10 protein-coding genes are annotated in these 13,879 nt (G+C 73.7%); 5 read left to right on the top strand and 5 right to left on the bottom strand.

Annotated elements, in window-relative coordinates; genetic code table 11:
- Window positions 1-93 precede the first annotated feature (93 nt).
- Window positions 94-1,233: a SigB/SigF/SigG family RNA polymerase sigma factor gene (locus V6U77_RS18525; protein ID WP_334607593.1), complete on the top strand. Its 1,140-nt coding sequence runs from the start codon at window positions 94-96 to the stop codon at window positions 1,231-1,233.
- Between the two features lie 62 nt (window positions 1,234-1,295).
- On the opposite strand, the gene ctaD is transcribed toward V6U77_RS18525, so the two are convergent.
- The 5 genes from ctaD to V6U77_RS18500 form a co-directional block, all read right to left on the bottom strand.
- On the bottom strand, window positions 1,296-3,296 hold the full coding sequence (gene ctaD / locus V6U77_RS18520; RefSeq protein ID WP_334607592.1) for an aa3-type cytochrome oxidase subunit I: 2,001 nt from the start codon (window positions 3,294-3,296) through the stop codon (window positions 1,296-1,298).
- Between the two features lie 106 nt (window positions 3,297-3,402).
- Entirely contained in the window at window positions 3,403-4,128 is a 726-nt protein-coding gene (locus tag V6U77_RS18515; RefSeq protein WP_334607591.1) for an ATP-binding protein, read from the bottom strand.
- A gap of 99 nt (window positions 4,129-4,227) precedes the next feature.
- On the bottom strand, window positions 4,228-4,680 hold the full coding sequence (locus V6U77_RS18510) for a DUF4383 domain-containing protein (RefSeq protein WP_334607628.1): 453 nt from the start codon (window positions 4,678-4,680) through the stop codon (window positions 4,228-4,230).
- 210 nt (window positions 4,681-4,890) lie between these two features.
- The gene (locus V6U77_RS18505) at window positions 4,891-6,048 is read right to left on the bottom strand and encodes a glycosyltransferase (protein ID WP_334607590.1); all 1,158 of its coding nucleotides are present in this window, start codon (window positions 6,046-6,048) and stop codon (window positions 4,891-4,893) included.
- A 61-nt stretch (window positions 6,049-6,109) separates the two neighbouring features.
- Complete coding sequence (locus V6U77_RS18500; protein WP_442934456.1) at window positions 6,110-7,108, bottom strand: glucosyl-3-phosphoglycerate synthase; 999 nt, start codon at window positions 7,106-7,108, stop codon at window positions 6,110-6,112.
- Between the two features lie 209 nt (window positions 7,109-7,317).
- On the opposite strand from V6U77_RS18500, the gene V6U77_RS18495 reads away from it, so the two are divergent.
- From V6U77_RS18495 to secA2, 4 genes are all read left to right on the top strand, one after another.
- Window positions 7,318-8,325: a Gfo/Idh/MocA family protein gene (locus V6U77_RS18495; protein WP_334607589.1), complete on the top strand. Its 1,008-nt coding sequence runs from the start codon at window positions 7,318-7,320 to the stop codon at window positions 8,323-8,325.
- Window positions 8,318-9,406, top strand: a complete 1,089-nt coding sequence (locus V6U77_RS18490; protein ID WP_334607588.1) for a zinc-dependent alcohol dehydrogenase — start codon at window positions 8,318-8,320, stop codon at window positions 9,404-9,406. Before V6U77_RS18495 ends, V6U77_RS18490 begins: the two co-directional genes overlap by 8 nt.
- A gap of 50 nt (window positions 9,407-9,456) precedes the next feature.
- The gene (locus tag V6U77_RS18485; RefSeq protein WP_334607587.1) at window positions 9,457-11,310 is read left to right on the top strand and encodes an ABC transporter ATP-binding protein; all 1,854 of its coding nucleotides are present in this window, start codon (window positions 9,457-9,459) and stop codon (window positions 11,308-11,310) included.
- 96 nt (window positions 11,311-11,406) lie between these two features.
- Complete coding sequence (secA2, locus tag V6U77_RS18480; RefSeq protein WP_334607586.1) at window positions 11,407-13,698, top strand: accessory Sec system translocase SecA2; 2,292 nt, start codon at window positions 11,407-11,409, stop codon at window positions 13,696-13,698.
- Window positions 13,699-13,879 lie beyond the last annotated feature (181 nt).

The following is a 13,879-nucleotide window of genomic DNA, read 5'->3' as shown; positions in this document are numbered from 1 at the left end:
TGACCCACTTTCCGGCCCGGGCGTGGTGCGACCACGCGCGCGCACGACCGGTTTCCTGAATCCGGGCGGGGGACCTTCCTGAGGGAGGCGCGGATGTTCGGACAGACCACCACGACCACACCACCTCCGACCGAGCGGGGCCTGGAGGACCTCGACGCGGCGGCACTGGCGTACGCGGCACGCATCGAGGGCCTTCCGCCCGAACGGTGCCAGGAGGCGCGGGACGACCTGGTCCGCTTCGCCCTGCCGTTCGCGGGCCGGCTGGCCCGCCGCTACCGGGGGCGCGGCGAGCCGCTGGAGGACCTGGAGCAGGTCGCCCGGCTCGGCCTGGTCAATGCCGTCGACCGGTACGACCCGGAACGCGGCTCGTTCACCGCGTACGCGGCCATCACTATCGTGGGCGAGATCAAGCGGCACTTCCGCGACCGCACCTGGGGCGTGCACGTGCCGCGCCGGTTGCGTGACCTGATCCTGGAGGTGGGACAGGCGACCTCCGCGCTGACCAGCGAGCTGTCCCGGGCGCCGACGGTGGCCGAGCTGGCGGAGCGGCTGGAGACGCCGAAGGAGGAGATCCTCGCCGCGCTGGAGTCGGCCGCCGGCTACAGCCCGGCCTCGCTGAACGCCCCCGTCGGCGGGGAGAGCTCGGCCGAGTTCGGCGACCTGGTCGGCGAGTCCGACAACGCGCTGGAGTCCGTCGACGACCGGGTCACGGTCAGCGGCCTGCTGCACCGGCTGCCCTGGCGCGAGCGGCGGATCCTGGCCATGCGCTTCTACGGCAACCAGACCCAGGCGGAGATCGCCGCCCGCTTCGGCATCTCCCAGATGCACGTCTCCCGGCTGCTGTCGCGGGCGCTGACCTGGCTGCGCCAGGCGATGCTCGCCGACGCCCCGCCGCCGTGGCAGAGCGGGGCCGCCGAGTCGGAGCCGGCCAAGACCAGGATCTCGGTGCGGCACAACGGCGACCGGGTGGTCGTCGAGGTCGGCGGGGAGGTCGACCGCGACGGCGCGGACCAGCTGCGCCGCGCGATGCTGGAGGCGGTCACCGGACAGCCCGCCGAGGTGGTGGTCGACCTGGACGGCGCGGGCGGCTTCGACGCCGGCGGTATCGCCGCGCTGATGGCCGGCCGCGAGGCCGCCGCCCGCACCGGGGTGCCGCTGCGGCTGACCCGGGTCCAGCCGGCCGTGCGGCGCTCGCTCACCGCGGCGGGACTCGCGGCGGTTCGGGAGGGCTGACCACGTCGGCGAGGGCCGGCAGCCCCTCCCGGGGGTGCCGGCCCTCGTGCGGGTACGCCCGCTCAGTGCTCCGGCGTGTCGCCGGGGCCGCGCGGGTGCCGCCAGCGTTCGTTGTCCTGCGGCTCCCGCTGGGCGCCCAGGTTGGTCTCCTCGGGCTCGTCGGTCTGCTCGAAGCTGGGCCGGCGCACCTCGTCCGGCTCCGGGACGTCCACCGGCCTGGCCCCGGACTGCGCGGCCGGCTGGTACTCGGTGGCCTCGCGCGCGCCGTGCGCCCCCTCGAGGGACGGCGACTCGGGCACGTGCTTCTCGCGGTGCAGCTCGTCTCGGAAGTCCTGCGGCGGCTTGGTGGTGCGCTGGGGCAGGTCCCGGCCGAGGTCGGAGACCAGCGGGCCGTACTTGAGGTCGAAGGCGGGCCGCTCGGAGCGGATGCGGGGCATCCGGTCGAAGTTACGCAGCGGGGGTGGGCAGGTGGTGGCCCACTCCAACGAGTTGCCGAAGCCCCACGGGTCGTCGACGTTCACCTGCGCCCCGAAGCGCCAGGACTTCCAGGCGTTCCAGATGAAGAACAGCGTGGAGGCGCCGAGCACGAAGGCGAAGATGGTGGAGAACGTGTTCAGCGCGGTGAACCCGTCGCTCGGCAGGTAGTCGGCGTACCGGCGGGGCATCCCCTCGTTGCCCAGCCAGTGCTGCACGAGGAAGGTGCCGTGGAAGCCGATGAACATCGTCCAGAAGTGGGCCTTGCCCAGCCGCTCGTCGAGCAGCCGACCGGTCATCTTCGGCCACCAGAAGTAGAAGCCGCCGAAGAGCGCGAAGACCACGGTGCCGAACAGCACGTAGTGGAAGTGCCCGACGACGAAGTACGTGTCGTGGGTGTGCCAGTCGGCCGGCGGGCTGGCCAGCAGCACCCCGGTCAGGCCGCCGAAGAGGAACGTGACCAGGAAGCCGATCGCGAAGAGCATGGGCGTCTCGAAGGTGAGCTGCCCCTTCCACATGGTGCCGATCCAGTTGAAGAACTTCACCCCGGTGGGCACGGCGATCAGGTAGCTCAGGATGCTGAAGAACGGCAGCAGCACCTGGCCGGTGGCGAACATGTGGTGGGCCCACACGGTCATCGACAGCACGGTGATCGCGATGGTGGCCAGCACCAGGCCGGTGTAGCCGAAGATCGGCTTGCGGGAGAAGACCGGGATGATCTCGGTGATGATGCCGAAGAACGGGATCGCGATGATGTAGACCTCGGGATGGCCGAAGAACCAGAACAGGTGCTGGTAGAGCATCGGCCCCGAGGTCATCGGGTCGTACACGTGGGCGTTGAGCAGCCGGTCCGCCGCGAGCGCCATCAGCGCCGCGGCGAGCAGCGGGAACACCAGGATCACCAGCACGCTGGTGAAGAGCATGTTCCAGGTGAAGATCGGCATCCGGAACATGGTCATGCCGGGTGCGCGCAGGGTGAGGATCGTGGTGATCAGGTTGACCGCGCCGAGGATCGTGCCCAGCCCCGAGATCACCAGGCCGATCACCCACATGTTGGCGCCGACGCCGGGGGAGTGCTCCTGGCTGCTCAGCGGCGCGTAGGCGGTCCAGCCGAAGTCGGCGGAGCCGCCCGGGGTGAGGAATCCCCCGAGCACCATCAGGCCGCCGAACAGGTAGAGCCAGTACGCCAGGGCGTTGAGCCGGGGGAACGACACGTCCGGGGCGCCGATCTGGATCGGCACGATGTAGTTGGCGAAACCGAACGCCGCCGGCGTGGCGAACAGCAGCAGCATGACCGCGCCGTGCGAGGTGAAGAGCTGGTTGTACTGCTCGGCGGAGAGCAACTGCAGGCCGGGCCGGGCCAGCTCGGCCCGCATCAGCATCGCCTGGAGCCCGGCGACCAGGAAGAACCCGAACGAGGTCAGCAGGTAGAGCAGCCCGATCTGCTTGTGGTCGGTGGTGGCCAGGAACCGGGTCAGCTTCCCGCCGGGCAGTGCCTTGCGCAGCGGCCCGGGATAGCCGCCGAAGCGTGCCGGCGCCAGGATCGCCGGCCCTCGGTCGCGTGGTTCCGTGGTTACCCGCTCGGGCATGTGACTCTCACCCCGCCATGACGACAGAAAGGACGGCGCGGCTACCCGCCCCAGAGCCCATGTAACCAGGCGGCGGTGATTATTCAGGCGAGAGTGGTAAATCCCGTCAATTCGCGGGCAACATGGCCCAGACGACCTTGCCGTCTCCGGCCGGTGCGCTGCCCCAGCCCTGAGCCAGCTCGCGGACGAGCATCAGCCCCCGGCCGCCCTCCGCGTCGACGTCGGGGCAGCCGGCCCGGACCTGGGTCCGGCTGCCGTCCGCCACCGCCACGTGCAGGTACGGCCGGCACAGGGTGAGCGTCACCCGCATCGGCGTGCCCGCGTGCCGCACCACGTTGCCGACGAGCTCGCTGAGCACCAACGAGGCGGGACCGACGGTCTCCGGCAGGTTCCACCGGGCGCACGCCTCGGTGACCAGTTCCCGCGCCCGCCGGCAGGCCCCCGCGACCGGATCGAGGCGGGCCCGCAGCCGGGGCGCCGCCGCCGCGTGACCCGCGCGGGTCGCCTCGTCGCAGTCACGGCGCACCGGCACCACCCGGCACGCGGTCGACTCCGCCAGCCAGTCCGCCACCTCGGACGGCGGGACGCACAGCACGACGGGGACCACTGGCCAGCCGGCCGCCCGGCGGGCGATGGCGGCGAAGACCGAGAGGGCGAGCCGGTCACGCACGCTGAGGTCGGTGAGGTCGACCACGAGCGCGTCGGGCTGGTCGGCGAGGCAGCGGTCCAGCACGTCGTGCACCGTGCGCATGGTGGCGAGGTCGAGGCCGCCACGCAGGCGTACGACGGTCACGGGCGACCCGTCGCGCACCTCGCAGGTGATCCTCGGCATCCTGCCCTCGCTTCGCCTCGTCGGGATCTGCGAACTACCCGGGGCCGGGCGGGGCGAAACCGGGCCGGTCGGGGCGCCGCCCCGGCCGCCCGTGCGCCGTCACCGCGGGATCCGGCCCCGCGTCGTCAGCACGCCCAGCGCGATCATGCCCACGCCGAGGAACAGGTGCAGCCAGTTGTCGGCGTCGTTGACCGGGATGAAGTTGGCCCCGCTGTCGTGGTCGACCACCAGGCCGTAGAGCCAGAGCACCAGGTAGATCGCGCCGCCGCCCACCAGGTACCCCCGCGCGCCCGCGGTGGTGCGGGCCAGCACCAGCCCGGCCACCCCGAAGAGCAGGTGGACGATGTTGTGCAGCACCGAGACCTGGAACAGGCCGAGCAGCTTGGCGTCGGAGTCGTGCCCGGCGAAGCGCAGGTCGCCGAAGTCGCTGGTGACGCCCGGCACGAAGCCGAGCACCCCGACCAGGAGGAAGACCACCGCCACGGCGGTGGCGGCCCGCCGGACGGGAGTCTTGCCGTCGGCCGGGCTGTGCCGGGCGCGGGAGCGCGCCATGGGACCGGTCACCGCCGTCTCCTCACTGTGCGGGAACGCTGAGCGGACCGCGCCTACCCGCCGCGCGCGCCGGCAAACCGCCCGACCCGCCGTTCGGCGACCCCGCCGGCAGCGCCGCCCGACGCGCTCGCCCGCCGCGACGGGCGCCGGCACGCGACCGGGGCCGGCCCACCGCGAGGGCGGGCCGGCCCCGGGACGCGGGACCGCCGGTCAGGCCGCCAGCAGGCGTCCGGCGGTGGCGAGCTGGCGGACCCGCTCGTAGAGGCCCACGTACTTCTCGGCCATCACGGCGGGGGTGAAGCGGGTGGCCGCCTCGCGCCGGCACTCGTCCGGGTCGAGCAGCTCGGCGGCCAGCAGCAGGTCCGCGAGCTCCTCCTCGTCGGTGGTGAGCAGGCCGGTGCGGCCGTGCTCGATCAGCTCGGGTAGGCAGCCGCGGGCGGTGGCCACCACCGGCGTACCCAGGGCGAGCGACTCGACCACCGCCGTGCCACCCGGCTCCTCCCAGCGCAGCGGGAACAGCGAGGCCCGGGCGCCGGCCAGCAGGTCGTCGCGCTCCTGCCCGGCCACGGTGCCCACCCAGCGGACCAGGTCCCCGTCGACGTGCGGCGCCACCTCGTCGTAGAAGAACCGGACGTCCGGGTTCTGCCGGGCCTCGTCCCCGGCCGCGGTCAGGTCCTCCGGCCGGTGGTACGGGCCGACCGGCCCGGCGAGCACCAGCGGCACCCCCACCCGCCGGGCCAGGCGCGCGCCCACGTCCTGCCCCTTGCCCGGGTTGATCCGGCCCAGGATGATCAGGTAGTCGCCCTTGTCGACCCGGGGCCGGCGGTCCGCGCCGACGGCGAGCGGGGTGGACAGGTGCACGTGGCCCACCGAGTGCTCCTGCAGCGTCCGGGGCGCGCGGGCCAGTTGCGAGGCGGAGACCCCGTTGACCCGGACCCGGTCGCCGCCGTCGAGGTTGCCGTAGAGCGCCGGATGCTTCGCCAGGTCCCAGTGCAGCGTGTGCAGGGCCGGCGGGGCGTCCGGGCCCATCGCCGCGAGGGTGGCCAGGCCGACCGCCTCCACGTGGTCGTGCACCAGGTCGATGTCGTCGCGCGAGTGCAGCGTGCGCACCACCCCGTTGAGGTGCGCCTGCGAGATGCCGCAGACCTGGTTGTACGGCCGTTGCAGGGCGTGGAACTGCCCGTCGGGGAAGACGGAGAACTTCTCGTCGACCGGGAGTGTGCTGCTGTCGACCGACGCGAGCACCACCCGTACGCCGAGGCGGCGCAGCTCCGGCACCAGCGTCGCGATCACGTTCTCGATGCCGCCGTAGCCGGGCGGTGGCACGGACAGCCACGGACCGGCGTTCATCAGGACGGTGAGGCTCATGCGGGGTTCCTTCCCTCGGCGGTACGCGTCCGGCCGTGCAGGGTCACGACGGAGCTGCCGTTCACGCCGCGGCGACCCGTCGGCGGGGGATCCGGTGCCGCAGCTCGGCCAGAGGTGGCCGCTCCTCGACGGCGACGTCGTTGACGACGATCTCCCGGTCGAGGTTCGGCAGGGCGTCCGAGCCGCCGCGGCGGAACTGGGTCAGCAGGGTGGCGGGCATCGCGCCCGGCGCCGCCCAGCCGCGCCGCTGCAGCCGCGACCAGGCGGTGAGCATGATCTGGGCCGACATCCGGCCGAGCGCGGCGGTGTCCTGGTGGCGGTGCTTGCGCTCGCCCAGGTCCACCTGGGCCAGCGCGTCCAACCCGACCAGTTCGAGCAGGTCGATGAGCATCGCCGTCTCGACCCCGTAACCGGAGACGAACGGCACCCGCTCCAGCACCTCCCGACGGCCGGCGTACTCACCGGCCAGGGGCTGCACGAAACCCGCCAGCTCGGGCCAGAACAGGTTCAGCATCGGCCGGGCCATCAGCTCCGTCACCCGGCCCCCGCCGTCCGCCTCCACGCTGGTCGCCCCGACCAGCGGGCGGTGGTAGAAGCCCTTCACGAAGTCCACCGAGGGATCGGTCAGCAGAGGGCCGATCAGCCCGGTCACGAAGTGCGGGCGGAACTCGCGCAGGTCGGCGTCGACGAACGCCACCACGTCGCCCTCGGCTGCGGCCAGCCCCGCCCAGAGCGCGTCCCCCTTGCCGGTCAGCCGGGGCAGGCCCCGGGTCATCGCGTCCTGGCTGACCACCTCCGCGCCGGCCGCGCGGGCCACCTGGGCGGTGCGGTCGGTGGACCGGGAGTCCACGACGATCAGCTCGTCGATCAGGGCCACCCGCTCCATCAGGTGCTCACGGATGGTCGACACGATCGCGCCGACCGTCGCCTCCTCGTTGCGGGCCGGCAGGACCACGCTGACCCTGCTGTCGCCCTTGGCACGCATCAGGCGTCGCGCCGGCCAGTCACCCGCCGACGTGGTGCGGTAGGTGGCCCACGCCTCCACCACCGGTGACACCATCGTTTCCGTCTTCCGCACAGGCACCCCCAGATCGTGGCGGAAAAAAACCCTGCTTCTATTTCCCACTGCCGCGCTCGCGCTAACCGCAGCATGCCTAACAGCTTGATCACGACAGTGACGTGAGCGGGTTCCGCCCTGGTGAACGTTTGGTTGCGCGCACGCGGGGGGAGTGCAGTGGCGAACACGAAACTGTGGCGAAGGGGCTTCACATGCGCACGTGCCGGGTGGGACTGGTAGGGGCCGGCGGGGTGGCGCAACGCCACGCCCGGGTGTTGGACGGCTTCGCGGACGTGGAGCTGATCGGGGTGACCGACGTGGTGCCGGAGGCGGCGGCGCAACTGGCGCAGGCGCACGGCGCCCGCACCTTCGACGACGTCGACGAGCTGCTGGCCGCGGGCCCGGACGCGGTCTACGTCTGCGTGCCGCCGTTCGCCCACGGGCCGGCGGAGGAGGCGGTCGTCGCGGCCGGGGTGCCGATGTTCGTGGAGAAGCCGGTCGCCGTCGACCTGGCGACCGCCGAGCGGATCGCCGACCTGGTGACCCGGCGGGGGCTGCTCACCGGCGTCGGGCACCACTGGCGCTACTCGCCGGTGGTGGAGAAGGCCCGGGAGCTGCTCGCCGACCGTCCGGTGCGGATGGTCAGCGGCGCGTGGTGGGACAAGGTGCCGCCGGTGGCCTGGTGGTCGCGGCGGGACCGCTCCGGCGGCCCGGTGGTCGAGCAGGCCGCCCACGTGCTGGACCTGGTCCGCTCGCTGGTCGGGGAGGCCACCGAGGTCACCGCGTACGGCAACGGCACCCCGCCGCCCGTCGACGGCGCCGACATCGACTCGGTGACCACCGCCACGCTGCGCTTCGCCGACGGCGCGGTCGGCACGCTCACCGCCGCCTGCGTGCTCGGCTGGAAGCACCGCGCCGGACTGGAGATCCTCGCCGACGGGCTGGCCCTGTCGCTGAGCGAGGACGGCCTCGTCGTGCGCGACGCCGACGGGGAGCGCCGCTTCGACACCGACCCGGACACCGCCCGGGTAGCCGTGGACCGCGCCTTCGTCGACGCGGTGCGGGGCGTCGGCGACGACGTCCGGGTCCCGTACGCCGAGGCCCTCGGCACCCAGCGGCTCGCCCTCGCGGTCGCCGACTCCGCGCGCACCGGCCGGCCCGTACGGCTGGACACCCCCGCCGCCGCGCCCCTCGTCAGCGGGGTGACCGTCGATGCGTGACCGCGTGGTGGTGGTCAGCGGCCCCGGGCGGGTGGAGCTCGTCGAGCAGGACGCCGCCGAGCTGACCGACGGTACGTTCCGGGTCGAGACGCTGTTCAGTGGGGTCTCGGCGGGCACCGAACTCAGCTACGTCAAGGGCACCAACCCCTACCTCAACGTCACCTGGAACGCCGACCTCGGGCTCTTCCAGCCGGGCGAGGCCAGCACCCCGTACCCGGTGACCCGGCTGGGCTACATGCAGGTCGGCCGGGTGGTGGAGAGCCGTACCCCGGCCGTCGCCGTGGGCACCGTCGGCGCGATGACGTACGGCCACCGCACCGGCTGGGTCGCCGACCCGGTCGCCGAGCGGTTCGTGCCGCTGCCGGAGGACCTCGACCCGCTGCTCGGCGTCTACGTCGCGCACATGGGGCCGATCTGCGCCAACGGTGTGCTGCACGCCGCCGCCGACCTGCACGGCACCGACGTGCGGTCCCTCGGCGACGGGGTGCGCGGCCGCCGGGTCGCGGTCGTCGGCAGCGGGGTGGTGGCCCTGCTCACCGCCCTGTTCGCCAAGCGGCACGGGGCCGCCTCGGTGGTGGTGCTCGACCCGACCCCGCAGCGGCGGGCCGTCGCCGAGGCGCTGGGCCTGGAGACCCTCGATCCGGAGGCCGACGACCCGGCCGTGGTGCTCAAGACGCGCTGGGCGCACGCACCCGGCGACCGGGGCGCCGACGTGGTCTTCCAGTGCCGGGGGCAGGCGTGGGCGTTGCAGCTCGCGCTGCGCCTGCTGCGCCCGCAGGGCACGGTGGTCGACCTGGCCTTCTACCAGGCCGGCGCGGACGCGGTCCGCTTCGGCGAGGAGTTCCACCACAACGGGCTGTCGCTGCGCTGCGCCCAGATCGGCCGGGTGCCGCGCGGGCTCGCCCCCTACTGGGACCGGGAGCGCCTCTCCGGCGAGACGATCGACCTGCTGCGCGCGTACGGGGACGTGATCCGCAAGCACCTGGTCTCGGCGGTGGTGCCGTTCGAGGAGGCGCCGACGCTGCTGACCGACCTCGCCGAGCGGCGCCGCCAGGAACTCCAGGTGGTGCTGACCGTCTGAGGACCGCGTCCGTCCCGGGGCGGGTGGCGCGGGCCGATACCGTTTCGGCCATGACCGCCGACGCTCCCGTCACGACCGCCGACGACTCGGTGACGGCCGACCACTCCGGGGCGACCGCCGACGACTCCGTGACGACCGCCGACGGCGGTCCCGGCGAGAGCGGCGACGACCGGCGGGTCGGCCTCGCCGCCCTGCTGCCGTACCTGCGCGCCCACCGCGGCACCCTGGCCGTGGTGGGCGCGCTGTCGCTCGCCGGCGCGGCGGCGTCGCTGGCGCAGCCGCTGCTCACCCGCTCGGTGCTGGACGGGCTCTCCGCCAGCCGGGGCGTGGCCGGTCTGGTCACGGCGCTGGTCGCCCTGGTGCTGGTGGGCGCGGCGCTCGGCGGGGTCCGCGACTACCTGCTGCAACGCACCGCCGAGGGGGTCGTGCTGGGCACCCGGCGACGGCTGGCCGGGCACCTGCTGCGGCTGCCGATCGCCGAGTACGACCGCCGCCGCACCGGCGACCTGCTCTCCCGCGTCGGCTCGGACACCACCCTGCTGCGGGCGGTGGTCACCTCCGGCCTGTTCGAGGTGGTCACCGGCGCCGTGATGGTGCTCGGCGCGGCGGGCGCGATGGTCCTGCTCGACCCGGTGCTGTTCGGGGTGACCCTGCTCGGGGTGGCCGCCGGCATCGCCATCGCGGTCTCCTTCGCCCACCGGGTGCGCGGGCTGGCCCGCGCGGCCCAGGAACGCATCGGCGAGATGACCTCGGCGGTGGAGCGGGCCATCTCCGCCGCCCGGACGATCCGCGCGGCCCGGGCGGAACGGCGCGAGGCCGAGGCGATCGGCGTCAGCGCCGCGCAGGCGTACGTGGCGGGGCTGCGGGTGGCCCGCGTGCAGGCGTTCGTCGGCCCGGCCAGCGGCGTCACCATCCAGGGCGCGTTCCTGCTGGTCCTCGGGGTGGGCGGGGCGCGGGTCGCGGCGGGCGCGATCACCGTCGGCGACCTGGTCGCCTTCATCATGTTCCTGTTCTTCCTGGTGCTTCCGCTCGGGCAGGCGGTGCACGCCTACACCCAGTTGCAGACCGGGCTGGGCGCGCTCCAACGCATCGAGGAGGTGCTCGCCGTGCCGGTCGAGGGGGCGGCCGACCGGCCGGTGCCCGCTCCGGCCACGGCGGCGACCGGCGGGGCACCGGCGTCCGTCGAGTTCGACGGGGTGGGCTTCGGTTACCCCGGCGGCCCGCCGGTGCTGCGCGAGGTGAGCTTCACCGTGCCCGCCGGCACGCGGACCGCCCTGGTCGGCCCGTCGGGCGCCGGGAAGTCGACGCTGCTGGCGCTGGTGGAGCGCTTCTACGAGGTCACCGAGGGCGCGCTGCGCGTCGACGGGGTCGACGTGCGGGACCTGCCCCGCGACGCGCTGCGCGCCCGGATCGGCTACGTCGAGCAGTCCGCGCCCGTGCTGGCCGGCACGCTGCGGGAGAATCTGCTGATCAGCGCGCCCGAGGCCACCGAGGCCCGGCTGCGCGCGGTGCTCGACGAGGTCAACCTCGGCCACCTCGCCGAGCGCGCCTCCCAGGGGCTGGACGTGCAGGTGGGCGAGGGCGGGGTGCTGCTCTCCGGCGGCGAGCGGCAGCGGCTGGCCATCGCCCGGGCCCTGCTGGCCGGGCCGCCGGTGCTGCTGCTCGACGAGCCGACCAGCAACCTCGACGCCCGCAACGAGGCCGCGCTGCGTCGGGCCATCGACGCGGTGGCCGCCCGGCGCACCCTGCTGATCGTGGCGCACCGCCTCTCCACCGTCGTCGACGCCGACCAGATCGTGGTGCTCGACGGCGGCCGGGTGGCGGCCACCGGCACCCACGACGAACTCACCCGGGCCAGCCCGCTCTACCGTGAGCTGGCCGCCCACCAGCTCCTGGTGACCTGAGCGCTCACGCCCGCAGCCGGCGCGTCGGCGCCACTCGCGCGGCGGCGCGCCAGGCGGGCCGCCAACGTCGGCCCCGGTCGCGTACCGTTGCCGCTCATGGGTGTGTCGCAACGCTTGAAGTCCAGGTTCCGCCGGTTCCTCCAGCGCCCGGGGACGACGGTCGACCTGGGGCCGCTGGAGAAGCTGCTGCCGGCCGTCGAGGCGCGCGAAGAGGAGCTGTCGGCGCTCGACGACGCCGAGCTGACCGAGGCCGCCGGCAAGGCCACGGACTACGAGGAGATCTGCGCGATCGGCCGCGAGGCCGCCCGCCGGGGCCTCGACCAGCGGCCGTACGACGTGCAGCTGCTCGGCGCGATGGCGCTGCTCTCGGGCAAGGTCGCCGAGATGGCCACCGGTGAGGGCAAGACGCTCACCGCGACCATCGCCGCGTACGGCCACGTCCGGCTGGGCAACGGCCCGGTGCACGTGCTCACCGTCAACGACTACCTGGCCCGCCGCGACGCCCTCTGGATGGAGCCGGTCTACACCCTGCTCGGCCTGAGCGTCGGCTGGGTCAACGAGGCGTCCACCCCCCAGGAGCGGCGTGACGCCTACGCCTGCGACGTCACCTACGTCTCGGTCAGCGAGGCCGGCTTCGACTACCTGCGCGACCAGCTCGTCACCGATGTGGAGGACCGGGTGCAGCCGCCGCTGCGCACCGCGATCGTCGACGAGGCCGACTCGATCCTGATCGACGAGGCCCGGGTACCGATGGTCCTCGCCGGTGCGGTCGCCGGCGAGCAGGACCCGGTGCACGCCGCCGCCGCCCAGGTGCGGGGCCTGCGCAAGGGCAAGCACTACACGGTGGCCGAGGACGGCCGCAGCGTCGCCTTCACCGCCGCCGGCCTGGCCGCGGTCGAGGCCAAGCTCGGCATCGACCTGTACGACGAGGAGCACGTCGCGCAGCTCTCGGCGGTGAACGTGGCGCTGCACGCGCACGCCCTGCTGCACCGCGACGTCGACTACATCGTCCGGGACGGCTCCGTCGAGCTGATCGACGAGATGCGCGGCCGGGTCGCCCAGCGCCGCCGCTGGCCGGACGGGCTCCAGGCGGCCGTGGAGGCCAAGGAGGGGCTGGACGCCAGCGCCGAGGGTGAGGTGCTCGGCACCATCGCCGTGCAGGCGTACATCGGGCTCTATCCCAAGGTGTGCGGCATGACGGCGACCGCGGTGCTGGTCGGCGACCAGCTCCGCGAGTTCTTCGGCCTCGAGGTGGCGGTGATCCCGCCGAACACCCCGTGTGTGCGTGAGGACGAGCCGGACCGCATCTACGCCACCCGGGCGGAGAAGGAGGAGGCGCTGGTCGACGAGATCAAGCGCAACCACGAGCGTGGTCGGCCGGTGCTGGTCGGCACCCTCGACGTAAAGGAGTCCGAGGGACTGGCCGCCGGCCTGAACGCCGCCGGGGTGCCCTGCGTGGTGCTCAACGCGAAGAACGACGACGAGGAGGCGGCGATCATCGCCGAGGCCGGCGCGTACGGCGCGGTGACCGTCTCCACCCAGATGGCCGGCCGGGGCGTGGACATCCGGCTCGGGGGCAGCGACCAGGTCGACCGGGACCGGGTCGCCGAGCTGGGTGGTCTCTACGTGATCGGCAGCGGCCGGCACGACAGCCGGCGCGTCGACGACCAGTTGCGCGGCCGGGCCGGGCGGCAGGGCGACCCGGGTGGCTCGGTCTTCTTCGTCAGCCTGGAGGACGACCTCGTCGTCCGGCACGCCGGCGACGCCGTTCCGGCCTCGCCCCGGATGAACGCCGACGGTCTGGTCACCGACGACCAGGTCGAGTACGCGGTCGAGCACGCCCAACGGGTCGCCGAGGGCGTCAACCACGAGATCCACCGCAACACCTGGCGCTACAGCGTGGTGGTCGAGCAGCAGCGCAAGGCCCTCGCCGAGCGCCGGGAACGGCTGCTGACCAGCGACGTGGCGGCGCTGATGCTGCTGGACCGGATGCCCGACAAGGCCGGCGAGATGGACGAGGACCTGCTCGCCCGTGCCGCCCGGTCGATCGCCCTCTACCACCTCGACCGGCTCTGGGCGGAGCACCTCGCGGAGCTCTCCGAGGTGCGCGAGGGCGTGCACCTGCGCGCCCTGGGCCGGCTCGACCCGCTGGACGAGTTCCACCGGGCGGCGGTGCCGGCGTTCAACAACCTGATCCCGGAGATCGAGCGTCGCACCCTCGACACCTTCGATGAGACGGAGTTCGGCGACGACTGGGAGCCGGACGAGGCGAAGCTGGTGCGGCCGAGCGCGACCTGGACGTACCTCGTGCACGACAACCCCTTCGGCTCGGAGCTGGACCGGCTGATCGCCTCGGTGGGACGGCGGCTCAGCTCCGCGTCGCGCTGACGCGGCGGGGCTCCCTCCGGCGCCTTCGGGTGCCGGAAGGGGCCCCCTTTTGCGCCGTTTCGATCCCGGTTTGCGAGGGTAGTAGGCCGGGTCCGAGGAGTCGGGGGAGACCAGACGATGGAACAGGTGACGGCGCCGGTCGGCCGTGCGGGAGCACGCGCCGGGACGGTGGGGGCAGTGG

It is taken from the genome of Micromonospora sp. CPCC 205546, assembly GCF_036902715.1.
Classification (GTDB): Bacteria; Actinomycetota; Actinomycetes; order Mycobacteriales; family Micromonosporaceae; genus Micromonospora.
The sequence above is the reverse complement of the archived record's forward strand: the minus strand, read 5'-3'. Positions and strand labels throughout refer to the sequence as shown.

Bases quoted from the DNA above. Each gene is read 5' to 3' on its own strand.
- V6U77_RS18490 (WP_334607588.1), top strand. From the start codon at position 8,318: ATGCGTGACCGCGTGGTGGTGGTCAGCGGCCCCGGGCGGGTGGAGCTC.
- V6U77_RS18500 (WP_442934456.1), bottom strand. From the start codon at position 7,108: ATGGTGTCACCGGTGGTGGAGGCGTGGGCCACCTACCGCACCACGTCG.
- secA2 (WP_334607586.1), top strand. From the start codon at position 11,407: ATGGGTGTGTCGCAACGCTTGAAGTCCAGGTTCCGCCGGTTCCTCCAG.
- V6U77_RS18515 (WP_334607591.1), bottom strand. From the start codon at position 4,128: ATGCCGAGGATCACCTGCGAGGTGCGCGACGGGTCGCCCGTGACCGTC.
- V6U77_RS18510 (WP_334607628.1), bottom strand. From the start codon at position 4,680: ATGGCGCGCTCCCGCGCCCGGCACAGCCCGGCCGACGGCAAGACTCCC.
- V6U77_RS18495 (WP_334607589.1), top strand. From the start codon at position 7,318: ATGCGCACGTGCCGGGTGGGACTGGTAGGGGCCGGCGGGGTGGCGCAA.
- V6U77_RS18485 (WP_334607587.1), top strand. From the start codon at position 9,457: ATGACCGCCGACGCTCCCGTCACGACCGCCGACGACTCGGTGACGGCC.
- V6U77_RS18525 (WP_334607593.1), top strand. From the start codon at position 94: ATGTTCGGACAGACCACCACGACCACACCACCTCCGACCGAGCGGGGC.
- ctaD (WP_334607592.1), bottom strand. From the start codon at position 3,296: ATGCCCGAGCGGGTAACCACGGAACCACGCGACCGAGGGCCGGCGATC.
- V6U77_RS18505 (WP_334607590.1), bottom strand. From the start codon at position 6,048: ATGAGCCTCACCGTCCTGATGAACGCCGGTCCGTGGCTGTCCGTGCCA.